Origin of the sequence: Halorientalis sp. LT38, from assembly GCF_037031225.1 — an archaeon.
Classification (GTDB): Archaea; Halobacteriota; Halobacteria; order Halobacteriales; family Haloarculaceae; genus Halorientalis; species Halorientalis halophila.
Genome location: NZ_JAYEZN010000001.1, coordinates 1,714,009 through 1,736,335, shown reverse-complemented (window position 1 = coordinate 1,736,335; position 22,327 = coordinate 1,714,009). Strand labels below are relative to the sequence as shown.

Below are 22,327 nucleotides of genomic sequence, written 5' to 3'. Positions count from 1 at the left end.
ATTCACTTAGGGCCACGATGCGGACGGATCCGCGTCACGATCACTCTCCGGCAACGGTCTGGAGCGCTTCGCGGACCCCTGCCGGGTCATCGATGTGTTCGAACTCGACGAAACCGAGGCTCCGATTGGTGCCGCCGGTCAACATCCGTATCGTCCCGTATCCCAGAAGCGTCTGGACTCGGCTCTGGACGTATTCGTGTCCACGCAACTGGTGAACCGGAATCTCCCGCACCCGTTGTCGGTAGAACAGTTCGTACTCACGGCGGAGCCCCGACGCTGTGATGGTGTACGTCGTCCGCCGAATCACGAACACCTTGATGAGCTGCTTCAACAGTACCAAGACGGTAACAGTACCGACGACCCCCAGCAACAACGTCGCGAGGTCGTCGCCGCCGACCACGTCCGGGTTCGTCGCGAGCACGGCAGCGACGACGACGGCGCCGACGAGCGTCAGCGCCATGAGTAACAGTACCGGTCGTACGGTCGGATGCGTCTGGTAGAGCACTTCGTCACCAGTTGACACTCCCGGTCCGACGTCGGGGTCGTCGACATCGTCGACGTCGTCGGGGTCGCGTCCGGGTGCGGGACGATGCTCCGGGCTATCGGTTTCGGCGTTCGGTCGGTTTGTCATGGTTACAGGAACACACCTCCGAAGAACTCGTAGGCGAGAATCGAGCCCACCACGTAGAGGACCGGCGAGACGGTGACGAACCCGACGGCCACGAGGCCGGCGAACCGCGAGCCACGGTGGGTGATACGGGCCCCGAGGTACAGCAGGTACAGGTAATAGAGACCGGCGACGATCAACGCGACGAGGACGGCCGTCCCGACGGCCGTCAGCCCCGTCGTCGGGAGCATCTCCGGACGGCCGCCGGGCAACGCCAGATCCGTACCCAGGAGGTCGATGAAGAAGTAGACGAACGAGGCCTGTAGCGCGATCAACAGGTCGTCGGCCACGGCGATCGCGTCTCCGATAGAGAGGTACCAGACCAGGGTGAAGATCGTCGCGAGGTAGAGGCCGGTACTGTATGTGACCGTCCTGATAGTCAGTAACAGTCCCTGGGAACTCCGCGTCAACAGGACCCCGACGTGGAACGTCACCAGCGTCAGGACCGTCGCGACGAACAGGAACAGGCTGTTCTGTCCGAGCGAGAGGAGGAACGCCCAGGCGCCGTCCGGGTCCATCACGAGACCCAGCCACGGGGCGATCGTCTCCGGCGCCGTCGCGTCGGCAGCGACGCCGAACCCGGCGATGGTCAGCGGCGTCGCATAGAGGACGACGTTGAGCATGTAGAACACCAGTAACCTGACGGTGCTCTGCGCTTTCACTGACAGGGACCCATCGTACATGTCCTCGTGTGGTTCCACGAGCCGCTCCGGGCGCAGGAGGACGTCGAGCGGCCTGTCGAGGAGTGTCGACCGTGTCCGGCTCACACCACTATCTCCGGGCCGATTCCCTTCAATCCACGCATCTATCTGAGCGAACGTGTCGTCCCGCGGAAACACGAACGTTTCATAATCGAGACGGAACAGGAGTGGCCGCTACCCGGGGTCACGTTCGTCGTATCTCGTAGGCGGTACCGCGTTCGTCGTCGATGAGGACGCCGTTTTGGACGGTGAACTGGAAGTCGGGCGCGACCTCCCCCGCGTACGCCTGCTCGCCAGTTCCCGCGTCGAACGCCGCGAGGTCGCCGCGCTCGGTGGCGACCCAGACGAGTCCGTCGGCCACGATCAGCGGGTGTTCGACGACGCCATCGACCCGATTCTCCCAGCGTTCCTCGCCGCTCTTCCGGTCGAAACCGAGCACGTACCCGGACTCAGTGCCGACGAAAACACCGCCAGCGCCGACACCCGGCGTCGTACTGACCGCTCGCCCTGTCTCGACCGACCACCGCTCGTCGCCCGACGGGAGTGATAGCGCCCTGACCGTGTCGCCCGGGACGATCAACAGGTCGTCGTCCGCGACGATCTGACTGAACCCGATCGAGACTCGTTTCTCCGAGAGCAACTCCTGGGTCGAGAGGCGGTACACGTACAGGCCGAAGGTCTCCTGGACGAACAGCCGGTCATCGGCCACGGCGAGTCCGTTGACGAAGCCGCCCTCGCGTCGAATGTGCCACCGCTCCTCGCCGTCCGCGGGGTCCAGCGCCCGTATGATCGGTTCTTGATCGTCGCCCGATCCGCTACTCTGGCTCGCGTACAGGACGAGGTCGTCGGTTTTTGTCCCGGCGCGCAAACCGTCGTGGAGGCCGTCTGTGGGCTCCCGGTGGGACCACTGCTGCTCACCGGTCTCAGGGTCGAGTGCGTACATTCGCGCCCCCGCGCCCTCCTCTCGTGCGCCCGCCCCGACGTAGATGCCGCTGTCCCCGGCAGCGAGCGTGTTCGAGCGTCCGGAACCGACCATAAGCATGCCGTCGTCCACGAACTCGCTCGTGAATACCTCTCGACCGTCCGGTCGCACACGCAGGAGGTCCGTGAAACCCTTGCGGATGAAGAAGTCATCGTCGGCCGCCGTGACGGCGCTCACCCGTTTCGACCAGTTCGGCGCGAGTTCGACTCCGGTTATCTCGTCCCCACTGTTGCCACCGCCGTTCTCGCCGTCGGTTGCTGGCCCCCCGTTTTCGGTTTCGCCCGGCACCCCGCCGCCGTCCTCGCTCCCGTCGTTTTCGATCAGTCGAAGACAGCCGCCGAAGGTCGAGAGCCCGATCACCCCACATCCTGCCAGCCAGCTCCGCCTCGAGTAATCGTCTCCGCCCGACATGTAATGATACTCATTACCAATGTTCCCGCCTTATCGGTTGCGGTAGCCGGCTTCGCGGGCCCTCACTGCTCATCTTTGGTACATATTTATGCGTACGGGGTTTCATCGGGGACTCATGCGACGGCGGGAAATGCTGGGAACGGTCGGGATCGGAGTCGGGTCCGTCGGGGTTGGCGGATGCCTCCGCCTCCAGGGCGAGGACGAGGAGCCGACGGCCGACGGAGAGACGAGTGACACTGGGGTGAACGACGAGAACCGCGACGGTGGCGAGGACGGGGCCGGCGAGGCCACGCTGGTCGAGAACTGGACGGCCGAACCGGGAATCGAGTACATCTGGACCGACGGTGGGACGTTCTACTTCAACGGATACAACGCCGCCGCGGAGGCGGCCCACGGAAGCGGCCTCCAGTGGGCGGACGACGTGTCGTACGACGGCGCGACGGACAATCTCGCCGCGGACGCGTTCGGAACGGACGGTCGGTACGTCGTCTTCGGGTACATCCCGGACCCGGACGGCTACGAGACGATCGGCGGCCACTTCCACGCGTACGACGCGGTCTCAGAGGAGAAAGTCTGGACCTTCGGGGCGCCGTCGGACGGCAAACACAACTTCGCCATCGGCGCGACGGTCGTCGACGACGTCGCCGTCGTCGCCACGACCGACTACGGTCCCCGCTCCGAACAGGAGCCGCTCGTCGCTGGGATCGACCTCGCGACCGGCGAGGAACTGTGGCGGACCGACCGGTCGACGCTCCCGCGATCGTACGTCCAGTATCTCGGGAGCTTCGGCGGTTCGGTCTACGTCGGTATGCGATCTGAGGGCGCATACGTTCTAGACCCTGACACCGGGTCGCTGAGGGCGGTCCGCGAAGACTGGGACGTAATGAAGATCTACGGCGAGTCCTGTGGGCAGATTCACGGCCAGACGTTCTTCGCGGCGAGCCGCCGGAATGGCATCGGCGCGTACCCGATCGGGGACACCGGCGTGTCGTGGCGGAACGGCGACGTCGGGACGGCCTCCACGGCACCGGCGGTAGACAACTCGCTCGTGGTCGTCGGGACGGATTCGGGCGACGTCCACGCTCTCGATCGCGAGACCGGCGAGTCGCAGTGGGACACGAACATCGGGACCACGGTCGGCGCCGTTACGACCTCCGCCCTCCGAGTCTGGGTCGCCGACAGAGACACCGGCCTCACCGCCTACGACCGCTCTGACGGGACCCGCGTCCACCGGTCGACGAAGCCGGTGAACCGGTCCGCCCTCGCGGTCATCGACGACGTCCTGTTACTCGGTGGCAACGGCGCCCGCGCGTACTGGATCGAATAGAGTCGCCTCGTATTGTCACCCTGTCTTGTGAAACTGTCGCACGTCTGGGGTACCCCTGTGACTGCGGTCTGACCGTTCGGTCGATCAGCGACGGGGGGCGAGTTGATTTACCAGGAGCGCGAGCGCGTCGCCCGCGTCGAGCGGTACCTCGCCGCCCGCGGGATCGAACCCGTGACGCTCTCGCTCTGTGGTTCGGCGGCCGATCCTGTGGGCGCTTCGATACCGCAGGACAGTCAGCACGAGCAGTTACCCGAAATCCACGACGGATCGGAGGTTAACACATATATCCGACGACCGTGTCTTCTGTTTTATATGCGATTCTGTGAGGAGTGTGGTTCGATGATGCACACGGAGGACGACACGTGGGTGTGTCGCTCCTGTGAGAACGAGGAGCCGCGGGACTCGCAAGCGGAAGCGGCGATGACGACCCAGGACGGACAGCGGGACGACGGGGCACCCGACGTGGCCGACGCGACCCAGGACGCCACCGAGACGATGCAGGTGCCCTGTCCGGCCGAGGACTGCGACAGCGACCGGGCCGACTACGAGATGCTGCCGAAGCCGGGCGGCTCCTACGAGGTCCGGCTGTTCACCTGCGTCGAGTGCGGCCACAAGTGGCGCGAGTCCTGACGGCCCATCCCGCGACCCCCGCCGCGTAAATGTGGACAGCCCGCCACCTCGGACTCTCGACTCCCGGGGTCACTCGGTCTCTCCGGCACGAAAGAAGAGAAGCCGCCGTGCTGCATGGAACCGCTGCGTCTCGCCGCTACTGTCGTCAGGAATTGCTGCTATCTGCCAGTCGATGAAGGAGTGAACTCGCAAGTAGCGGTTCGAAGGCCCGCTACCGGAACCGCACGCCGAGGTCGTGCATCCCGTCGTTGTTCTTGGCGACGTTGATCAACAGCGGCGTGATCGCCTCGATCTCGGCGGCGTTGGCGAGGGGGCCGGCGTCGACGGCCCGGAGGCCCTCGACCTCCTCGGTCAGCCGGGTCACGGTGTCGACGGCGTCCGAATCGTCGCCGACGACGGCGGTGTCGATGCCCAGGTCGGCGTCGAGGTTCGCCAGCCGCGCGGCGGGCAGGTTGTGGAACGCGCCGACGACGGGCACGTCGTCGGGCGCGGCGTCGGCGGCCAGTTCCGTGACGCTGCCGGCGCCGGGGCGGTTGTAGTGGAAGCCGTCCTCGTCGCGCTGCATCCCGACCGCGGGGGTCACGAGCACGGTCTCCGAGTCGATCTCGGCGTCGATGGCTTCCACCGTGTCCGAGAGGTGGTAGGCCGGCACGGCGAGGACGACCACGTCTGCGGTCGCGGCGGCGGCCGCGTTGTCCAGGCCCTGGACGTCCACGTCGAGACCGCGGCTGTCGAGTTCGGTCTCGTACTCGCGGGCCTTGCTCTTGGCGCGGCTCTCCTCGCGGGAGCCGACGATCACGTCGTGGTCGGTGTCGTAGGCGAAGCGCAGCGCCAGCCCCTCGCCGATGTCGCCGGTGCCGCCCAGCAGTGCGATTTGCATACTCGAAGGTACGGCGAGACCCCGAAAAGCGTTGCGCGAGCGGCCGACGTTGCCGGCGGCCGCCGGCGAATTTCAGTCTTCCAGGTGCCGCGGCAGGTTGTTGATCGAGTCGAGGATCAGGTCGGCTCCCGCCCGGTCGTACTTCTCCCGGCCCGACTCTCCCGTGAGTCCACCGGTGAGCACGCCGACGCCGTAGTAGGACCGGTCGGGGTCGGCCTCGGCGGCGTTGACGGCAGTGCGGACGTCGTCGAGGGTGTCGCCGGCGAAGGCGACGGCGTCGGCCCCGAACCGCTCGGCGAGCGTCGTCAGCGCCCGCGGGTGGGGTTTGCCCTCCTCCCAGTCGTCCATCGTGAAGCGGTGCTCGTCGGGGAGGTCCAGACCCACGCGGTCCAGGGCGATGTCGGCCTCGGCGGCCGGCCGGCCGGTCAGGACGCCCACGTCGAAGCGCTTCCGGAGCCGCGAGAGCGTCTCGGGGTCGACCAGCTTCGGTTCGTCGTTGATGAAGCCCGCGGTGTCCATGTCGGGCTCGCCACCTTCGAGTTCGCGGTACAGGTCGCTCCCGAGGTAGAGCTGCTGGAAGACGTCGCGCAGGCGGTCGGTGTCCCAGGCCTCGTAGATGCGTTCGCGCTCGGCCGGGCCGACGGCGTTGACGACGACCGTCTCCGCGGCGTCGAGGCCGCCGCCGGTCGCCTCGATCATGTCCGTGAACCCCTCGACGTCGCGGTCGAGGCCGTACTGGGTGGCCAGCACGTACAGCGCGGCCGCGTACGTCAGCTCCCAGTCGTTGTTGAACCCGCCCGCGTCCTTGAACTGCTGGATCGCCGCCCGGTCGACCGTGTCCCCGTAGACGTGTTCGATAGACTCGACGATGGCTCGGCGGTAGGAGTCCGCGACGTCGACGAGCACGCCGTCGACGTCGAGCACGACCGCGTCAACCTGCATACCCCTCCCAAATGGGCCCGAGTTGAAAACCGCTTCTGACCTGTCGAGCCTCGAACGACGTGACGTGTCACCACGACACACGGCACTCAGCCGGGGCCCGCTTCGGCGACGAACAGCGTCTCGCCGGTGCCGCTCAGGGATTCACGAGAGACCGGGATTATCGGGGGATCGCCGCCGAGCGTGGTGAACAGACAGTCCGCGCCGACCGAGCGGGCGACCTCTCCGAGCGGGCGGTGGAGTTCGGGCGGCAGGTTCAGGGCGTAGACGGCCTCGGCGTCGGCGTAGACCGCACACTCTGGATCGGTCACGTCGTCGAGGACGAACCCGACGCTCGCGGGCACGGAGCGCTCGGAGATGTCGGTGGCGGTCACGGTGCGGCCCCGATCGGCCAGCGCGGCCGCGACGGCGGGGCGTTCGCCGACCCCCACCTCCACGAGAACCTCGTAGCCCGCTAACCTGTCGACGAGAGCGGCGTGACGAGCGTCGGACACGGCGGGATGTTTATGGGCGGCCCGGTCATATGCGTTGGCATGCACGTCGACATCGTGCCGGTCGGCGACGTGGCTGCCCCCGTCAAGCGGGAAGCCTCCGCCGGGTTGCGGACCGTCTACGACTGCGAGGTCACGGTCCACGACGCCCAGCCGGTCCCCGACGGTTCCTACGACGCCAATCGCGATCAGTTTCGCGCCGAGGAGTTCATCGAACTCGCGAGTCACGTCGGCTCGGGGGAGAAGAACATCGCGATCACCCCCAAGGACCTGTTCTATCGGCGGCGCAACTACGTCTTCGGGCTCGCCTACCTCGACGGCAACGGCAGCGTCATCTCGACCTACCGGCTCCAGACCTCCTCAGACGGCGGCTTCTCCAACCGCTCCGCGGGCGACATCTTCTCCGATCGGGTCCGCAAGGAGGTCGTCCACGAGATCGGCCACACCCTCGGCCTGGAACACTGCGACAACAAACGCTGCGTCATGAACTTCTCGCCGACCGTCCGCGAGGTCGACGTCAAAGAGGAGAACCTCTGTGGCACCTGTCAGCGGCAGGTCCTGTAGCTCACGGGGATCGAAACGGGAAAACGGGGACTGCCTTACGCGCTCGCTTCTTCGAGGGCCGCCTCGATGTCGTCGGCCTGCGTGACGCCGACGAACCGGTCGACGATGCCGTCGTCGTTCTCGACGACCAGGGTCGGCAACGAGCGGACCTGGTACTCGTTGGCCACGTCCTGCTCCTCGTCGACGTTGACCTTCTCGAACTCGACTCCCTCCCACTCCGTCTCCAGTTCGTCCAGGATGGGGTCCTGGGTTTTACACGGACCACACCAGTCCGCGTAGAAGTCCTTGAGCGTGACTGTCATAGGTCTACCACCAGGGTTGCCGTCGGTTCCGCATAAGGGTTTCCACTGCCGGAGTCGCGGCCCCGCCGAGTGCCGTTTCGTATCAGTGACTCCCCTCGTTTGACAGGAGGTTTATTTCGTCGAGCACTGTCGCGACAGAACACTTATTTTTACCGATCGCCCAAGTTGTGTTCATGCGGTACGCGTCCTACGTCATCAGTCCACACAGGGGGTACCTGGACAGGGGGGAGGAGGTCTACCGGGAACACGGGGTCGTGCTCCGGACCATCGAGGACGTCAGCGTCCTCACGGACGGCTCGTTCGTCATGCTCTACGAGGTGTCTGCCACCGAGGCGGCGATCGACCGGAGCATGGAGACGGCCGGTGAGCGGGTGATCGGCTACGACACCGCCGGGACCGACGAGTCGCGTCGGCTCCAGGTCCACTACCATCCCAGCGAGTTGATCACCACGCTCTTCGACCTGCATCGTTCCTACGCGACCCACCTCGAGTATCCGCTCGAGTTCACGCGCACGGACGTCTCCAGTCTCCGGATCTCCCTGCTGGGTCCCGAGTCCGAACTCCAGGACCAGATCGCGGCCACGCGCGAGGCCATCGACGTGACCATCGAACGGGTCAGTAGCTACGACCCGGCGAGCAGCCGCCAGTTCGGTGCGCTCACCGAACGCCAGCGCGAGGTGCTCGCGACCGCCGTCAGGAAGGGATACTACGACGTGCCCCGGCAGGTGACCTACGAGGACATCGCGGCCGACCTCGACTGTTCGGCGGGCGCCGTCGGCCAGCACCTCCGGCGCGTCGAGAGCGAACTCGTCACCGGCGTCGTCCCCGAGGACGGGGGCGGGATCGGGGCCGACGGCGACGACTGACGGCTCGGCCGACGGACGTATTCGGTCTCGAAACGGAGCCAATTACTATTGAAGTCGTCCACGCTACGGGACGTGTGAGGTACGTTACCTACGCGCTGACGCCGGAGCGGGGGTACTTCGATCCGGGGGAGGTCGTGTTCCGGGAGCACGGCGTCGAGCTCCGGTCGATCCAGGACCTGAGCCTGCTGGGGGACGGCTCGGCGGTCATGCTCTACGAGGTCGACGCGACCCGGGAGGCGATCGACGAGAGCCTCGCCGACGCCGGCTCGAAAGTGATCGACTACGGGGTCGCGGACGCGGAGGACAACCGCATGCTCCAGGTCCACTACCACCCGAGCGATCTCATCCGGAACCTGATGGAACTGCACGACAGCTTCGCGACCCATCTCGACTTCCCGCTGGAGTTCGTCGACCCCGCGACGTCGAGCCTCCGGGTGTCCGTCATCGGCGCGAAGGACCAGCTCCAGGCCCAGATCGCCGCGACGCGCGAGGAGATCGACGTCACCATCGAACGCATCGGCGACTACGAACCGGCGACCGACCGGGAGTTCGCCGGCCTCACCGAGCGCCAGCGCGAGGTGTTGCTCGTCGCCGTCGAGAAAGGCTACTACGAGTCGCCGCGCGAGGCGACCTACGAGGACATCGCCGCCGAACTCGACTGCTCGGCCAGCGCGGTCGGCAAACACCTCCGGCGCATCGAGAGCGAACTCGTCGACGCCACGGTTTCGGACCGCGAGATGCAGCAGTTCCGCGCCTCGATCCTCCAGTAATCGCTCACCGATAGCCGTCGGCCCGGGTTACCACCAGCCGTCGTCTTCGTCTTCCTCCTCGTCCGCCGCGTCCGCGTCGTCGTCGAACCGGTCGACGATCTGCGGGACGCAGCCGCGGTCCGGCCGGAAGTAATCGCAGTGGTTGACGACCGCGTCGCTGACGTCCACGTCGGCGTAGGTCTCGGGCGGCGAGCCGTCCGAGAACCAGCCGCCACAGTCCGATCCGCTACAGCCGACGGCTTCGGTCATCTCGAGCAGTTTGTATGCCGAACACACGATGTCGTCGTTTTCCGAGTGGAAGTTGTAGACGGCGTCGGCCGAGTCGGCGATGCCGTCGCCCCACTCGCCGTCCTCGCAGACGGTGTCGGGGTCGTTCGCGGCCCCGATCGCCGAGACCGACGCGATCGATCCGTCGAGGCCTTCGAGCATCGCGTAGGACGCCCGCCCGCCCAGCGAGTGGCCGACGACCCTGATAGTCGTGTCCGGGTTGTCGCTCGCGTAGTCGTCGAGGAAGTCCGCCAGGTCCCGGCCGGCGGCCTCGGCGGCGTCCTTTCCACCCCACCAGTTCAGGGTGTTCGACTCCCAGAGCACCGAGACGACCGGCGCGTCGTAGCCGTTGGCCTCCAGGGCGTTCGCCAGCGCCTGGCCCTGGTTCTCGCCGCCGCCGGAGGCGTCCTCCAGCCAGCCGTGGACGTAGAACAGCACCTCGTCCTCGCCCGACGGGATCTCGCCGCTGGTCGCCGGGTCGTCGCCCGTCAGATCGACGATCGGTGCGTCGTCGGGCGCCTGCGGGAGATCGCCGAGGCAGTTCCCCAGGAACTCCTCCTCGGCCTCCTCCGCCGTCGCCGTCCCCGTCGCCGCTGCGATCCCCGTCGCCCCGACCGCCGCGGCCGAGGTCGCTTTCAGTACGGTTCGTCGGTTCAGTCCCGCTATTCGCTCCTCGTCGTGGGTGGTCTCGTCTGTCATCGCTTCCCCCTCCGTGGCACTGTATAACACGTCACCAACTGTGAGCGTTCTCGTCCGCATCTGGACGTGTTTAAGTGACCGGATAGTTGCGGCTCCCTTTCAGGGGAGTGCCGAGGCGAAACGCTTACACTCGGGGGACGGTCACGAGGGAGTATGAGCAGTAACGACGGTGGGGGGCTGATGTCGAGTGCGGGCCTGGTCCGCTACTTCGACGCCGAGGACAGCAACGCGATCCGGATCGACCCGAAGACGGTCGTCGCCTTCGGCGCCTTCTTCGGCGTGTTCGTGCAGATCCTGAACCTGATTCTTTAGGACCCCGGCCCGCCAACGGCCGGCCATGCACTTCGATCAGCGCACACAGCGCGCGCTCCGCGAGGCCGGCCTCTCGACCGACGAGATCGACGCCGTCTCGTCGGCCGTCGTCGACGCCACCGCCGACGCCGCCGACGCCCTCGAGGACTTCTTCGACGGACTGGACGTCGTCTACTCCGACATGGACCTGGCCCACAGCACCGGCGACGTCGCCGAGCACGACGTCGAGTACCTGGATCTGTACACCCACGCCGACGACCTGCGGGGCTACCTCCGCTTTTCCGAGTGGGGCGTCTACGTCGAGGACGGCCGCGTCCTCTCCGAGACGACCGTGGAACTGACCCTCGGGCCGACCGTCCACGACCGCGTGCGGTTCGCCACCGACACCGACGCGCTATGAACGTCCGCGTCCGCGGGATCTACAGCACCGCCCTGACCGCCGCCTTCGCCGCCCGCGAGGACCTGTCGGTCGTCCAGGCCTCCGGCGCCATCGCCGACCGCTTCGACGCCGACTTCCCCAGCCGACACGCGGACGGGCGCGTCGAGACCACCGAGGACCGGCAGGGCGTCGGCCTCGTCGGGACCCCCGATCTCGTCGACGCAGTCGAACCGATCCTGGCCGACGCGGGCCGGGACGCGCTGGTCTGGACCGATCCCGCGCCGCGCGACGCGGTGTTCGACGGTCGCGTGACCGAGACGCTCGGCGGCGGCGCGGTGGTGGACCTGGGCCCCGCCGAGGGGTATCTCCCGTACGACAACGTCGACGACCGCGTCGAAGAGGGTGACCGGTTGCGGGTGCAGGTCCGGGAACCCGCCGCGCCGTGGCTCTCCGACCGGGCGGTGCTGGACACCGAACTGCGCGTTCCCGGCGCCCTGGCCGAACTCGTCCGCGGCGGGGCCTCGACCCGCGGCGGCGGTGCGGCGGACGTGGTGGACCTCATCGCCAGCGACCCCCGCGACGGCTGGGGGGTCCGCTGGGGCTACGCCGCCGACGACGCCCCCTTCGACGCGCTGGACGATGCGCTGGCCGCCCGCAACGACCGGGCCGCGGCGCTGGACGACGCGCTCGCCGACGCTCCCGATCCCGGTGAGGGCGCGCCGGAGAAACGCTGGGCCGGGACGCCGACCCGGTGGGTCTGGTTCGGCCGCGAGTCACGGTTCGCCCTGGACGAGCGTCGTCGCGAGGTCGTCCCGACGATGGCCGGCCACCACCGGATCAAGGCCGGCGACGACCGCGCGAGCGCCGCGGTCGACTTCGCTGAGGCCGTCTGTGGCCCCGGGAGCGCCACCGAGGGGGCCGGCGAACGCAGCGATGCCGACTTCCCATTCGAGGTCGTCACCCGCCAGTTCGGCCCCCGGAAGGGCGACCGCGTCGAGATCGGCCACGGCAAGCCCGACGGCCGGTACATCAGTTTAGGACGGGGCGAGGTGGCCGAGTACGACCCCGACGGGACGGTCACGGTCTCCCGGGAGCTCTCGCCCGGCGGCACCCTCGACGCCCTCGGCGAGCCGATCGAGGCCGGCGACGTGGCGGTCACGAAGTTCAAGGAGGGCCGCTGGTGGTACGCGACGGTCTACCGCGACGTCGAGGACCGGCGGAAGGGGACCTACGTCAACGTCTGCACGCCCGTCGAGGTGTTCCCCGACACCGTGCGGTACGTCGACCTCCACGTCGACGTCGTCAAACACGGCGACGGCCGCGTCGAACGGGTCGACGACGACGAACTCGACGCCGCCGAGGCGGAGGGGGACGTCCCCGCGGAACTGGCCGAGAAAGCCCGCAGCGTCGCCGGCGCGGTCGAGAACGCGCTCTAGATCTCAGCGATCCCGGTTCGCGGCTCGCCACGCACCCAGTCCCAGCCCCGCGAGCCCCGCGAACACGCCGAAGCCGGTCCCCGTCTCGCCGGTCGTCGTCCCGGCCGTTCGTCCGGGAGTCGCGTCCGTCTCATCGCTCGCGGTATCGCCCCCATCAGTCGACGTGTCGCCGGGCTCCGTCCTCGGCTGGGCCGCCGAATCGTCTGGGATCGGGAACGTGTAGAGGCGGTCGGTGACGTCCAGACTGGGGGGATGGCTCACACTGGAGGCGACGAAACAGTCCGCCGCCGTGCGCGCGGTCCAGAAACAGGCCTCGTCGGTGTCGCGCCAGGCGGCGATCTCTTCCGGATTCTCGGGATCGGCCACGTCGAAGACCTTCACGCCGCCCTGGTACCAGGAGGTGTACAGCCGGTCGTCGTCGAACTCGAAGTTGTGGGCGGTCGTCCAGACGCCGTTCGTGTAGCTCGCGTTCTCACCCTGGGGGATCGGCGGCGGGTCGATCCGGGCCAGGGGTTTCGGACTCTCGAGGTCGCTGACGTCCCAGAGTTCGATCCCGCCGGGCCCCGGCTGGCCCCAGGCTTCGATCCCGATCCCCAGGAGGTCGCCACTCTCGTCGACGGCGGCGTAGTGGTCGTTGCCCGGTCGACGGCGGCCCTGGCGCCGCGCGGCGGCGTCACCGAACTCCAGGAGGTCCGGAAGCGGTGGACCGGTGACCCGGGCGACCAGGGACGGATCGGCCGGATCGGCCACGTCGACGACCCAGGTGCCGGCGTCCCAGTGGGCGAGGTAGGCCAGGCCGTCCTGGACGTACACGTCGTGGAGGTTCGACAGCGCGAACTGGACGTCGCCCCAGCGCTCGTCGACGTCGGTGAGCGACCAGCCGCCCAGTCGCTCGGGGTTTGCCCCGGCAGTGACCGTCGCGAGCCCGATCCGCTCCCCGTGGTTCTCGGTCAGGTACGCGACCCCGTCCGCGAGGTCGCAGTTGTGGATCGGGTAGCCGGTCTCGTGGACGCCCAGGCGCTGGGGGTCGGCGGGGTCGGCCACGTCGTAGAAGACGACGGCCTCGAGGGCGTTCCGCCGGCCGTTGGCCGGGCCCACCACGGCGAGCAGGTCGCCGTCGACCTTGACGTCCCAGATCTCGACGAGCGGGCCGTTCTCCACGTTCGGGAGGAGGCTGCGGCGCTCGGCCAGCACGGTCGGGTCGGCCGGATCGGAGACGTCGACGGACGCGAAGCCGTCGGTGACGGCCGCGTACGCGGTGGTCCCGTCGTCGCCGACGACGGCCTCGGCGATTCCGGAAACCGGGACCCGGCCGCGGGGCTCGAACGACGACGCTTGCGACGCGCGGGAGCGGCGGGCGAGGGCCGGGATCGCCGCGGTCCCGACCGACGCGGCGAGGAACTGGCGGCGGCGCATACCCGACCGTCGACCTTCCGGCACCTATGGATTGTGGTACCCCGCCAGCTTGAAGCACAGTGGCGTGGTATCACGGAACATGGATTCCGACCGATCGGGGAGCGCCGCCGAACTGGGCGAGGACGAACGGGCGGCGTTGCACCAGGTCGAACTCGGACTGGAGTGGCTCCACCGCGCCCACGGCCACCTGGTCCAGTTCCACCACAACACGGGGCACGCGGTGGACCACCTCGCCGAGGCCGAACCGCTGCTCCGCGAGTGTGGCTACGACGATCTGGCCGACGCGCTGCGGGACACGTACCTCCCCCGCGGCGTGATCGACGAGGACCGGTGGTCCTACGACGTGCTGGAGTCGTTCCAGGAGGGGTTCCTGGACGGGATCGAGGGATTCGAGGCCGAGGCCCGGGAGGCGGTCGCGGGCGGCCAGCGTCACGTGGCCGAGCGGGCCCAGGAGCGGGCCTGGAAGGAACGGTCCCGGCGGGACTAGTCGGCGAGCAGGCGGGCCTCGACGTACGCGTCCAGTTCCGCACGGACGGCGTCGAGGTCAGGCTCCGTCGACGTCGACGACTGGAACATCGCGCCCTGGATGATCGTGAGGATGGTCGCCGCGACCTGTTCGGTGTCGACCTCGCGGAAGACGCCCGCTTCGATCCCCTCCTGGATGATGTCCTCGACGCGGGAGCGGAAGTAGCGGTCGTTCCTGGCGAACTGCTCGCGGAACGCCTCGTCGTGGGCGGAATGGGCCCGGAGCTCGGTCATGGTGCGGTTGAAGTCCTCGCGGCCCTCGCCTATCAGGTCCGAGAACACGTGGTCGAAACCGAGGGCCAGTCGGTCGTCCGCGGCGTCGGCCTCCTCGAGCGGGATCTCGCCCTCCATCCGCTCGAGCATGAACGCCAGGAAGTCGACCAGCAGCGCGTCTTTGCTGTCGTAGTGGTGATACAGCAGGGACTTGCTCTTGTCGAACTCGTCGCCGATACGCTGGATCGTCAGGTCCGCGTACCCGTGTCTCGAGAGCGCGTCGTAGGTGGCCTTCATGATGGCGGCACGCGTGTCGTCGGGATCCGACTCGAACAGGTCCGTCCCCTTCGGCATTGTTGATTGAATATTCAATCACCGACCAATAGGCTTTCGGCTCACCAGTCGCAAGCGACCGTAGCGATGACGAATGGAAAGATACTTGTGCTGAATGAACGTTCAATCGACCAACGTAGCTGACTGAACGTTCAATCAAATATGAGAGGGTCACAACTCGCGGTTCTCGGCTTCGTCGCACTGTGTCTGGTCCCGGCGTCGGTCCTCGGCGGCTTCGTCGTGTCCGGCAATCCCGAGCTGTCGGCATCGCTCGCGGACAACCGGGTCACGCCGGGCGAGAACACCCAGCTCTCGCTGCAGGTCAACAACCGCGGCGAGATCGATCAGGGCTCGTCCTCGGGACTCGAGTCCCAGGTCACCAAGGCCCGCGGCCTCGAGGTCGACCTGCAGTCCGGCGACGCGCCCGTGACGGTGGAGACCGACGGGCGGACCGTCGGGCAACTGCCCGGCGAGCAGTCGACCGAACTGCCCTTCGAGATCACCGTCGCCGACGACGCCGATCCGGGCACCTACACGATGGAGGCCGACGTCGAGTACACCTACTACTCGCAGATCACTCAGACCGACTCCGGCCGGCGGGTGTACAACGAACGCGACGCGAGCAAGACCTTCGACGTGACCCTCCGCGTCGAGGAGGACGCCCGCTTCGAGATCGTCGCCACCGAGTCCGACGTGCAGGTCGGCGACAGCGGGACCGTCGCGGTGACCATGGAGAACACGGGGACGGCGACCGCCCACGACACGAGCGTCACCACGAAGTCCTCGAACGGCGACATCGGATTCGGCCAGTCCCAGTCCGCGACGCGGTACGTCGGCGACTGGGCGCCCGGCGAGCGCCAGACCGTCGAGTACACCGTCACCGCCGGCGCCGACGCCGAACAGCAGCGCTACGCCTTCAGCGCGACGGCGAGCTACGAGGACGACGACGGCGTGCCCGCGGAGTCAGACTCCCTCTCCTTCGGCGTCGTTCCGGAGCCCGAGACGGCGTTTTCGACCAGCGACGTCACCTCGTCGCTGCGCGTCGGCGAGGAGGGGACGTTGCGGGGCACGATCACCAACGACGGCGAGCAGACCGCCCGCGACGTGGTCGTGGCCCTCACCAGCGAGCACGGGAACCTCGACGCGACCGACCGCGAGTACTCCGTCGGCACGCTCGAACCCGGCGCCTCGGACGAGTTCGCGTTCACCCTCGACGTGAGCGACAGCGCCGAGAGCGGCCCCAAGCAGTTCGTCCTCGCCGCCGAGTACCGGGATTCCGACGGCGACTCGCGCACGAGCGACGACCTGCCCGTCCGCCAGGACGTGGCCCCCGGCTCGGACGCCTTCCGCGTCACCGTGGCGAACGGCACCGTTACCAACGGCGGGTCGACGAACCTCGAGGTCCAGGTGACGAACACGGCCAACGAGACGCTGTCGGCCATCTCGGCCAAGATGTTCGCCGACAGCCCGATCGGCGTCTCCGACTCAGAGGCCTACGTCGACGAACTCGAACCGGGCGAGACGGCGACGATGACCTTCAGCGTCGGGGCCAGCGGCGCGCTGCCCAAGCAGTACCCGCTGTCGCTCGACTTCGAGTACGACGACGCGGACGGCGACACGCTGCTGTCCGATCGCTACCGCCTCGCCGTCGACGTCTCGGAGCGCGAGAGCGGCGGGGGCGGCTTCCCGCTGACGCTCGTCGGCGTCGGCGTCGTGGTCGTCGTCGCGGTCGGCGGCTACATGCGCTTCCGCTAACATGGACTACCAGCGCGTCATCGACCGCATCGACGAGACCATCGTCGAACGACCGGGCCGGATCATCCTCCTGTTCCTGCTCGTCACGGCCCTGTTCGGGCTGGGACTGGGGAACATCGGGACCTCGGCCGGGACCTCGCAGTTCACCACCGGCCTGCCCGCCGAGGAGGCGTTCACCCAGGTCAACGAGAAGTTCTCGCCCACCTTCGCGACCGACACGGGCAGCACGTCGCTCATCCAGCGCGAGCGCAACGTCCTCTCGAAGGACTCGCTGCTGGGGATGTTGCGCGCCCAGGAGCGCATCGAAGGCAGGGAGTCGATGCGGGTAAGCTCGACCGGCGGGGCCGCACAAATCGTCGCGAGACAGCTCGATCCGCAGGCGTCGACGCTCGACGCGCAGATCGACGCCGTCGAGGGCGCGACCGAGCGCGAGATCGACCGCGCCGTCCGGCGGGCCGCCGACCGGCCCGGGTTCGTCGGCCTCCTGAGCAACGACTTCAACCGGGGGTCGGCGACCGCGACGGCCACCATCGGCTCGGTGAGCCACGAGGTGCCCGCCGGCCTCTCCTCTGGATCGGGCCAGGGCGGCACGAGCCCGCTGACGCCCATCCAGGAGCAGGCCGCATTCACGGTCGACACCGTCGACGCGAACATCCAGGTGTTCGGCGCGGGGATCCTCGCCGGCGAGTTCGCGAACGTCATCACCGACTCGCTGTTGATCGTCGTGCCGGCGGCGGTGATCTTCATCACCTTCTTCCTGATCATCGCCTACCGCGACCTGATCGACCTCATGCTGGGCGTCGTCGCCCTGCTGATGGCCGTCGTCTGGACGTTCGGGTTCATGGGCCTCGCCGGGATCCCGTTCAGCCAGATGCTGATCGCCGTGCCGCCCCTGTTGCTGGCGGTCGGGATCGACTTCGGCATCCACGCGGTCAACCGCTACCGCGAGGAGCGGGTGCAGGGCTACTCCATCGGGAAGTCGATGCGGATCACGACCGACCAGTTGATCGTCGCCTTCTTCATCGTCACCGGGACGACGGTGATCGGCTTCGGCGCGAACCTGATCAGCGACCTGCCGCCGATCCGTGACTTCGGGCTGGTCGCCGGCATCGGGATCACCTTCACCTTCCTCATCTTCGGGATCTTCCTCCCCGCGGCGAAGGTGTGGATCGACCGCCGGCGCGACCGCTTGCCGATCCCGACCTTCAGCCAGACGCCGCTGGGCTCCGAGGGCTCGGCGCTCAGTGGCGTCCTCCGCGGCGGCGTCGTCGTCGCCGACCGGGCCCCCGCGCTCTTCCTGATCGCGGTCCTCCTCCTGACGGCCGGCGCGGGGTACTACGCCACCGGCGTCAACACCTCCTTCGCCCAGGAGGACTTCCTCCCGCCGGAGGAGAACCCCGACTGGGTGATGGAACTGCCCGAGCCGTTCCGTCCCAACGAGTACACCGTCACGGGGACGACGAACTTCCTCGAGGAGAAGTTCGACTCCACGCAGTCCGACTCGGTGACGATGTACGTCGAGGGGCCGATGGAGAAGCCGACGGCGCTGGACAGTATCCACCGCGCCGGACGGGACCCGCCGGACACCGTCCTCACCGACGGTGACCGCCAGGCGGACTCGACGAGCATCGTGACGGTGATCCAGGACCAGGCCGCACGCGACGAGGAGTTCGGTGCGCTGGTCGCCCGGAACGACCCGGACGGCGACCGCATCCCCGAGCAGAACCTCGGCGAGGTCTACGACGCCTTGCTGTCCTCGCCGGCGCGCGACCAGGCGCTCAACTACATGACCGAGAACCGCCGGAGCGCCCGCGTGGTCTACGCGGTCGAGTCCGGCGCGGAGCAGCGCGCGATCACCGCGGACGCCCGCGAGATGGCCGACGACTACCGGTTCCACGCCGTCGCGACCGGCCAGACGGTCGTCTTCCAGGCGGTCTCGGACGTCATCTTCGAGTCGGCCCTTGAGAGCCTGGTCGTGGCCCTGCTCGGGGCGACCGCCTTCCTGCTCGTGATCTACCACGTCATCGAGGGCCGGGCGTCGCTGGGGATCGCCAACGTCATGCCGATCCTGGTGACCGTCACGCTGGTCGCCGGGTCGATGCGGTTGCTCGGCATCCCGTTCAACGCCATCACGGCGACGATCCTGGCGATCACCATCGGTCTGGGCATCGACTACTCCGTCCACGTCACCCACCGCTTCGCCGACGAGCGCCGGGAACACGACCTCGTGACCGCGCTCGACCGGACGGTCCGGGGGACCGGCGGCGCGCTGCTGGGCAGCATGCTCACCACCGTCTTCGGCATCGGCGTGCTCGCGCTCGCACTCTTCCCAGCCATCGGCCAGTTCGGGACGCTCACCGCCCTGAGCATCGTCTACGCCTTCCTCACGTCGGTGTTCGTCCTGCCGTCGGCGCTGGTGCTCTGGGACCGCTTCGTCGGCTACGGCCCCGGTGCACCGGCGTCCGCGGGCGGCGACGGCCCCGCCCCGGACCTCGGCCCGGGACCGGCGACCGGCACCCCCAACCCGGACACCGCGTCGGCGACCGAGAGCGCGTCGCTGGCCGAACCGCTCCCCGGGGCCGGCGGCGCTACGGCGCCGACGGACGTCGGGGGCGACGCGAGAACCGACGCGCCGCCGGACGGCGATCCGGGCCCGGACCCGTCGGCCGACGCGGACTCGGCGGCCGACGCTGATCCATCGGCCGGTCCGGACGAGTCGGGTCCGTCGGACCCCGACGCGGAGTCGCGTCCCGAGGACTGACCGGTCGGGTCGATTAAGCGCCCGGCGACCGAAGTCGGGGTATGCTCGCACCCGACCTCTCGGGACGGACGGCTCTCGTCACCGGCAGCGCGAAGGGCGTCGGCCGGGAACTGTTGCTGGCCATCGCGACCTGCGGTGCCGACGTGGCGGTCCACTATCGCACCAGCGACGACGCCGCGGCGGCCGTCGCCGAGACCGCCCGCGAGGCGGGCGTCGACGCGACGACGGTCCAGGGCGACGTGACCGATCCCGACGAGGTGGACGCGCTCTTCTCGGCCGCCGAGTCGGAACTGGGCCACGTCGACGTGCTGGTCAACAACGTCGGCGCGTTCGCCCCCGTCCACTGGGAAGAGATGGACTTCGACACCTGGAACACAGTTCTGGAGACGAACCTGAACGGGACCTACCTGTGCTCGAAGCGGGCGCTGCCCGCGATGCGCGAGGCGGGAGCCGGACGGATCGTCAATATCGGCTACGCCAGCGCCGACCGGGCGCTGGTCGCCACGAAGAACTTCCCGTACTTCGTCGCCAAGACGGGCGTGTTGATGTTCACGCGGATGCTCGCGGCCGACACCACCGACGACGGGATCACCGTCAACGCCGTCTCGCCCTACGTCGTCGAGAACTCCGACGAGTTCCCCGACGAGCTCCCGCGGGACCGGCCGGCCGCCTTCGAGGACCTGATCCAGCCCACGCTCTTTTTTCTCGATCCGGACAGTGACTACGTCAGCGGCGCGAACGTCGAGGTCTCGGGCGGCTGGCTCCCCGAACGGGTCTGACCGAAATCGTCGGAACCCTTTTTTCGGCCTGCCGAGACGTGGGCCACTATGACACGTGACGGGACGCCCGCGGCGGACGACGAGACGGTCGGTGAGACGGCCCCTGGAGTCGGGGGTGACGCCCGCGCCGGCGGGACGATGTCGGCCGGGGCGCGTGCGGTGCTGGCGACCTTCCCCTGGTTCGGGGCGTTCGTCGCCGGGGTCGGCGCCTTCGTGGTCGGATACGCCGGCCTCCTGGCCCTGCTCCTGGCGACGCCCCTGGCGTTGCCCGGTCCGCTGTCGGAACTCCCCGTCAGGACCGGCTTCCTCTTCTACAACGCCCACAACGTCGTGGTGACCGGGACGGCGCTCGAACCGAACATCATCACGGGCAACGAGGACTACCTCCGGGTGGCGAGCCAGCCGTTCCTCTACCGGGCGTATCCCGCCGTCGTGATCGCCGCCGCGGGCGGGCTGTTCACCTACTGGTGGGGCCCCGAGCGACGGAGCGCGCTGGCGGCGGTGACGACCGCCGTGGCGATGGCCACGGGTTACGTCCTGATCGCACTGGCCGGGACCGTCGTGGTCTCGCTCGAAGACAAGAGCGTCCTCTACAGCCCCGACATCGCGCAGACGCTCCTGTACTTCCTGGCCTACGGCGGGGTGTTCGGATTCTGCGGCAGCCTCGCGGGACAGGCCGCGGTGGTCGACGGCGAGCCGGCCGAGTCGGACTGATCCTCTGGCTGCGTTCGAGTCCTTCTGGCGTTCGAGCCCTGCTACCGTTCGAGCCCGTTAGCGGCCGATGGCGTCGACGAACCGGCCGAGGCGGCCGCCGTCGCCGCCCTCCTCGTCGGCCGAACTGTCCGTCTCCTGGCCGTCGCCGGATCGCGTCTCCGGTGCGCTCCCGTCCGTTTCGCTCGCTGAGCCGCCGTCGGTGGAAGCGGTGGGCGGACTTTCCGCTTCGCCGGTGGCGCCGTCGGGTTCGGGGTTCGGCTCGAGGGTGTCGGTGATTCGTGGGGTCTGGCCGGGTTCGATGTCGAGGACGGCGGCGGGGTCGGTCGCGACCTCCTGGCCGAGCAGGAGGCGGACGACGAGCGTGCGGTAGGGGGGTAGCGGGTCGACGCCGGGGGCGTCGAGGTCGGGGACCGTGGCGAGGCGGTCGACGCCGACGAGGTCGACGATCTCGTCGTCCGTCATGCCGCGGCAGGTGCGCGAGACGACGAGGCCGGCGACCGACCCGTCGAGTCCGCGGACGAACTCGGCGGTCTTCTTCGCGTCGAGGACCGCCGCACGGTCCGGCGTCGTCATCACGACGGTCTCGTCGGCGGCCTCGATCGGGACGGCGCTCTCCCTGGAGACGCCGCTTGCGGTGTCGAGGACGACGACGTCGTACTCTCCGGTGAGGCGGTCGACGACCTCGGTGATCCCGGACGGGTCGGCCGTCGCGAAGGCGTCGAGGTCGCTGGTGCCGGGGAGCAGGTCGAGCCGTCCGGGGGCGTCCAGTTCCGAGGCCGACTCCGGAACGATCGCGTCCTCGAGGGCCGCGTCGCCCCCGAGCACGTCGTGTACCGTCGGCTCGTGATCGATGCCGGTCACCCCCTGCAGGTTCGACATCGCCAGGTCCGCGTCCACGAGCACGACCTCCCGACCGGTCGCCCGCAGCGTCGCGGCGAGGTTCGCCGCGGTCGTCGTCTTGCCGACACCGCCCTTGCCGCCGGCAACGGCATACACTGTCGCTGGCATTATCACTGAGAACAAACTGGGGCCCAATAAATTGAGACTACCGTTCGAGCCCGACTGCGCGCGAGAAACCTGTGATATCGACCGCCTGTCGAATCTCACCGATGATACTGTCGGCCTGTGCCCCTCTCGTGGCGGTCTTCGGGGCGGGCGAGCGTGCGGGCGGGTGCGCAGGGGCGGCGGGGCGCTCGACGGGTCCGAGT

24 protein-coding genes are annotated in these 22,327 nt (G+C 68.4%); 13 read left to right on the top strand and 11 right to left on the bottom strand.

The features are described 5' to 3' along the window. Window positions 1-40 precede the first annotated feature (40 nt). From U5918_RS08870 to U5918_RS08860, 3 genes are all read right to left on the bottom strand, one after another. Complete coding sequence (locus U5918_RS08870) at window positions 41-631, bottom strand: PH domain-containing protein (protein ID WP_336000987.1); 591 nt, start codon at window positions 629-631, stop codon at window positions 41-43. Window positions 632-633: 2 nt separating this feature from the next. After that, the gene (locus tag U5918_RS08865) at window positions 634-1,434 is read right to left on the bottom strand and encodes a hypothetical protein (protein WP_336000986.1); all 801 of its coding nucleotides are present in this window, start codon (window positions 1,432-1,434) and stop codon (window positions 634-636) included. Window positions 1,435-1,552: 118 nt separating this feature from the next. Further along, a complete protein-coding gene (locus U5918_RS08860) occupies window positions 1,553-2,710 on the bottom strand; it encodes a PQQ-binding-like beta-propeller repeat protein (protein WP_336000985.1) in 1,158 nt (385 codons plus the stop codon). A 166-nt stretch (window positions 2,711-2,876) separates the two neighbouring features. On the opposite strand from U5918_RS08860, the gene U5918_RS08855 reads away from it, so the two are divergent. Next, complete coding sequence (locus U5918_RS08855) at window positions 2,877-4,088, top strand: outer membrane protein assembly factor BamB family protein (RefSeq protein WP_336000984.1); 1,212 nt, start codon at window positions 2,877-2,879, stop codon at window positions 4,086-4,088. Between the two features lie 312 nt (window positions 4,089-4,400). After that, a complete protein-coding gene (locus U5918_RS08850; RefSeq protein ID WP_336000983.1) occupies window positions 4,401-4,718 on the top strand; it encodes an RPA12/RPB9/RPC11 RNA polymerase family protein in 318 nt (105 codons plus the stop codon). Window positions 4,719-4,929: 211 nt separating this feature from the next. On the opposite strand, the gene npdG is transcribed toward U5918_RS08850, so the two are convergent. The 3 genes from npdG to U5918_RS08835 all read right to left on the bottom strand — a co-directional run bounded on the left by npdG (window position 4,930) and on the right by U5918_RS08835 (window position 7,031). Next, window positions 4,930-5,598, bottom strand: coding sequence for an NADPH-dependent F420 reductase (npdG, locus tag U5918_RS08845; protein ID WP_336000982.1), 669 nt, complete (start codon window positions 5,596-5,598; stop codon window positions 4,930-4,932). A gap of 72 nt (window positions 5,599-5,670) precedes the next feature. After that, on the bottom strand, window positions 5,671-6,540 hold the full coding sequence (locus U5918_RS08840) for a TIGR01548 family HAD-type hydrolase (RefSeq protein ID WP_336000981.1): 870 nt from the start codon (window positions 6,538-6,540) through the stop codon (window positions 5,671-5,673). Between the two features lie 86 nt (window positions 6,541-6,626). Further along, a complete protein-coding gene (locus tag U5918_RS08835; RefSeq protein ID WP_336000980.1) occupies window positions 6,627-7,031 on the bottom strand; it encodes a UPF0146 family protein in 405 nt (134 codons plus the stop codon). A gap of 39 nt (window positions 7,032-7,070) precedes the next feature. Between U5918_RS08835 and U5918_RS08830 the strand changes: the two genes are divergently transcribed. Then, on the top strand, window positions 7,071-7,592 hold the full coding sequence (locus U5918_RS08830) for an archaemetzincin family Zn-dependent metalloprotease (protein ID WP_336000979.1): 522 nt from the start codon (window positions 7,071-7,073) through the stop codon (window positions 7,590-7,592). Window positions 7,593-7,627: 35 nt separating this feature from the next. Here the strand turns inward: U5918_RS08830 and U5918_RS08825 are convergent, their stop codons facing one another. Beyond that, a complete protein-coding gene (locus U5918_RS08825) occupies window positions 7,628-7,894 on the bottom strand; it encodes a thioredoxin family protein (protein ID WP_336000978.1) in 267 nt (88 codons plus the stop codon). 173 nt (window positions 7,895-8,067) lie between these two features. On the opposite strand from U5918_RS08825, the gene U5918_RS08820 reads away from it, so the two are divergent. Both U5918_RS08820 and U5918_RS08815 read left to right on the top strand, forming a co-directional pair. Continuing rightward, window positions 8,068-8,760, top strand: a complete 693-nt coding sequence (locus U5918_RS08820; RefSeq protein WP_336000977.1) for a helix-turn-helix domain-containing protein — start codon at window positions 8,068-8,070, stop codon at window positions 8,758-8,760. Between the two features lie 74 nt (window positions 8,761-8,834). Then, window positions 8,835-9,530 carry a helix-turn-helix domain-containing protein gene (locus U5918_RS08815; RefSeq protein WP_336000976.1) on the top strand — a complete coding sequence of 232 codons (696 nt, stop codon included), beginning with the start codon at window positions 8,835-8,837 and terminating at the stop codon, window positions 9,528-9,530. A 27-nt stretch (window positions 9,531-9,557) separates the two neighbouring features. Here U5918_RS08815 and U5918_RS08810 read toward each other — a convergent pair whose 3' ends face one another. Beyond that, on the bottom strand, window positions 9,558-10,496 hold the full coding sequence (locus U5918_RS08810) for an esterase/lipase family protein (protein WP_336000975.1): 939 nt from the start codon (window positions 10,494-10,496) through the stop codon (window positions 9,558-9,560). A 153-nt stretch (window positions 10,497-10,649) separates the two neighbouring features. Here U5918_RS08810 and U5918_RS08805 point away from each other — a divergent pair, with 153 nt between their 5' ends. The 3 genes from U5918_RS08805 to U5918_RS08795 are packed head-to-tail and all read left to right on the top strand — an operon-like array spanning window position 10,650 to window position 12,623. Continuing rightward, window positions 10,650-10,808 carry a preprotein translocase subunit Sec61beta gene (locus tag U5918_RS08805; RefSeq protein WP_336000974.1) on the top strand — a complete coding sequence of 53 codons (159 nt, stop codon included), beginning with the start codon at window positions 10,650-10,652 and terminating at the stop codon, window positions 10,806-10,808. A gap of 25 nt (window positions 10,809-10,833) precedes the next feature. Continuing rightward, on the top strand, window positions 10,834-11,208 hold the full coding sequence (locus tag U5918_RS08800; RefSeq protein ID WP_336000973.1) for a DUF7532 family protein: 375 nt from the start codon (window positions 10,834-10,836) through the stop codon (window positions 11,206-11,208). Next, a complete protein-coding gene (locus tag U5918_RS08795) occupies window positions 11,205-12,623 on the top strand; it encodes a ribonuclease FAU-1 family protein (RefSeq protein ID WP_336000972.1) in 1,419 nt (472 codons plus the stop codon). Before U5918_RS08800 ends, U5918_RS08795 begins: the two co-directional genes overlap by 4 nt. Before the next feature lie 3 nt (window positions 12,624-12,626). On the opposite strand, the gene U5918_RS08790 is transcribed toward U5918_RS08795, so the two are convergent. Next, a complete protein-coding gene (locus U5918_RS08790; RefSeq protein ID WP_336000971.1) occupies window positions 12,627-14,039 on the bottom strand; it encodes an LVIVD repeat-containing protein in 1,413 nt (470 codons plus the stop codon). 79 nt (window positions 14,040-14,118) lie between these two features. Here U5918_RS08790 and U5918_RS08785 point away from each other — a divergent pair, with 79 nt between their 5' ends. Continuing rightward, window positions 14,119-14,526: a hypothetical protein gene (locus U5918_RS08785; protein ID WP_336000970.1), complete on the top strand. Its 408-nt coding sequence runs from the start codon at window positions 14,119-14,121 to the stop codon at window positions 14,524-14,526. Here the strand turns inward: U5918_RS08785 and U5918_RS08780 are convergent. Beyond that, window positions 14,523-15,131, bottom strand: coding sequence for a TetR/AcrR family transcriptional regulator (locus U5918_RS08780; protein ID WP_336000969.1), 609 nt, complete (start codon window positions 15,129-15,131; stop codon window positions 14,523-14,525). The two genes, U5918_RS08785 and U5918_RS08780, sit on opposite strands and share 4 nt — an antisense overlap. Window positions 15,132-15,272: 141 nt before the next feature. Between U5918_RS08780 and U5918_RS08775 the strand changes: the two genes are divergently transcribed. From U5918_RS08775 to U5918_RS08760, 4 genes are read left to right on the top strand one after another with little or no spacing between them, the layout of a single operon-like run. Beyond that, window positions 15,273-16,865, top strand: coding sequence for a COG1361 S-layer family protein (locus tag U5918_RS08775; protein WP_336000968.1), 1,593 nt, complete (start codon window positions 15,273-15,275; stop codon window positions 16,863-16,865). 1 nt (window position 16,866) lies between these two features. After that, window positions 16,867-19,626: an efflux RND transporter permease subunit gene (locus tag U5918_RS08770; RefSeq protein WP_336000967.1), complete on the top strand. Its 2,760-nt coding sequence runs from the start codon at window positions 16,867-16,869 to the stop codon at window positions 19,624-19,626. A 41-nt stretch (window positions 19,627-19,667) separates the two neighbouring features. Continuing rightward, window positions 19,668-20,405, top strand: a complete 738-nt coding sequence (locus tag U5918_RS08765) for an SDR family NAD(P)-dependent oxidoreductase (protein ID WP_336000966.1) — start codon at window positions 19,668-19,670, stop codon at window positions 20,403-20,405. Between the two features lie 48 nt (window positions 20,406-20,453). Further along, window positions 20,454-21,119, top strand: a complete 666-nt coding sequence (locus tag U5918_RS08760; RefSeq protein ID WP_336000965.1) for a DUF7978 family protein — start codon at window positions 20,454-20,456, stop codon at window positions 21,117-21,119. Between the two features lie 57 nt (window positions 21,120-21,176). Here the strand turns inward: U5918_RS08760 and U5918_RS08755 are convergent, their stop codons facing one another. Continuing rightward, complete coding sequence (locus U5918_RS08755; protein WP_336000964.1) at window positions 21,177-22,127, bottom strand: MinD/ParA family ATP-binding protein; 951 nt, start codon at window positions 22,125-22,127, stop codon at window positions 21,177-21,179. Window positions 22,128-22,327: the final 200 nt, after the last annotated feature.

Excerpts from the sequence above, each read along its gene's own strand:
- U5918_RS08755 (WP_336000964.1), bottom strand. The coding sequence starts at position 22,127 with ATGCCAGCGACAGTGTATGCCGTTGCCGGCGGCAAGGGCGGTGTCGGC.
- U5918_RS08830 (WP_336000979.1), top strand. The coding sequence starts at position 7,071 with ATGCACGTCGACATCGTGCCGGTCGGCGACGTGGCTGCCCCCGTCAAG.
- U5918_RS08810 (WP_336000975.1), bottom strand. The coding sequence starts at position 10,496 with ATGACAGACGAGACCACCCACGACGAGGAGCGAATAGCGGGACTGAAC.
- U5918_RS08795 (WP_336000972.1), top strand. The coding sequence starts at position 11,205 with ATGAACGTCCGCGTCCGCGGGATCTACAGCACCGCCCTGACCGCCGCC.
- U5918_RS08800 (WP_336000973.1), top strand. The coding sequence starts at position 10,834 with ATGCACTTCGATCAGCGCACACAGCGCGCGCTCCGCGAGGCCGGCCTC.
- U5918_RS08785 (WP_336000970.1), top strand. The coding sequence starts at position 14,119 with ATGGATTCCGACCGATCGGGGAGCGCCGCCGAACTGGGCGAGGACGAA.
- U5918_RS08825 (WP_336000978.1), bottom strand. The coding sequence starts at position 7,894 with ATGACAGTCACGCTCAAGGACTTCTACGCGGACTGGTGTGGTCCGTGT.
- U5918_RS08770 (WP_336000967.1), top strand. The coding sequence starts at position 16,867 with ATGGACTACCAGCGCGTCATCGACCGCATCGACGAGACCATCGTCGAA.
- U5918_RS08780 (WP_336000969.1), bottom strand. The coding sequence starts at position 15,131 with ATGCCGAAGGGGACGGACCTGTTCGAGTCGGATCCCGACGACACGCGT.
- U5918_RS08840 (WP_336000981.1), bottom strand. The coding sequence starts at position 6,540 with ATGCAGGTTGACGCGGTCGTGCTCGACGTCGACGGCGTGCTCGTCGAC.
- U5918_RS08855 (WP_336000984.1), top strand. The coding sequence starts at position 2,877 with ATGCGACGGCGGGAAATGCTGGGAACGGTCGGGATCGGAGTCGGGTCC.
- npdG (WP_336000982.1), bottom strand. The coding sequence starts at position 5,598 with ATGCAAATCGCACTGCTGGGCGGCACCGGCGACATCGGCGAGGGGCTG.
- U5918_RS08760 (WP_336000965.1), top strand. The coding sequence starts at position 20,454 with ATGACACGTGACGGGACGCCCGCGGCGGACGACGAGACGGTCGGTGAG.
- U5918_RS08820 (WP_336000977.1), top strand. The coding sequence starts at position 8,068 with ATGCGGTACGCGTCCTACGTCATCAGTCCACACAGGGGGTACCTGGAC.
- U5918_RS08775 (WP_336000968.1), top strand. The coding sequence starts at position 15,273 with ATGAGAGGGTCACAACTCGCGGTTCTCGGCTTCGTCGCACTGTGTCTG.
- U5918_RS08850 (WP_336000983.1), top strand. The coding sequence starts at position 4,401 with ATGCGATTCTGTGAGGAGTGTGGTTCGATGATGCACACGGAGGACGAC.
- U5918_RS08790 (WP_336000971.1), bottom strand. The coding sequence starts at position 14,039 with ATGCGCCGCCGCCAGTTCCTCGCCGCGTCGGTCGGGACCGCGGCGATC.
- U5918_RS08870 (WP_336000987.1), bottom strand. The coding sequence starts at position 631 with ATGACAAACCGACCGAACGCCGAAACCGATAGCCCGGAGCATCGTCCC.
- U5918_RS08765 (WP_336000966.1), top strand. The coding sequence starts at position 19,668 with ATGCTCGCACCCGACCTCTCGGGACGGACGGCTCTCGTCACCGGCAGC.
- U5918_RS08805 (WP_336000974.1), top strand. The coding sequence starts at position 10,650 with ATGAGCAGTAACGACGGTGGGGGGCTGATGTCGAGTGCGGGCCTGGTC.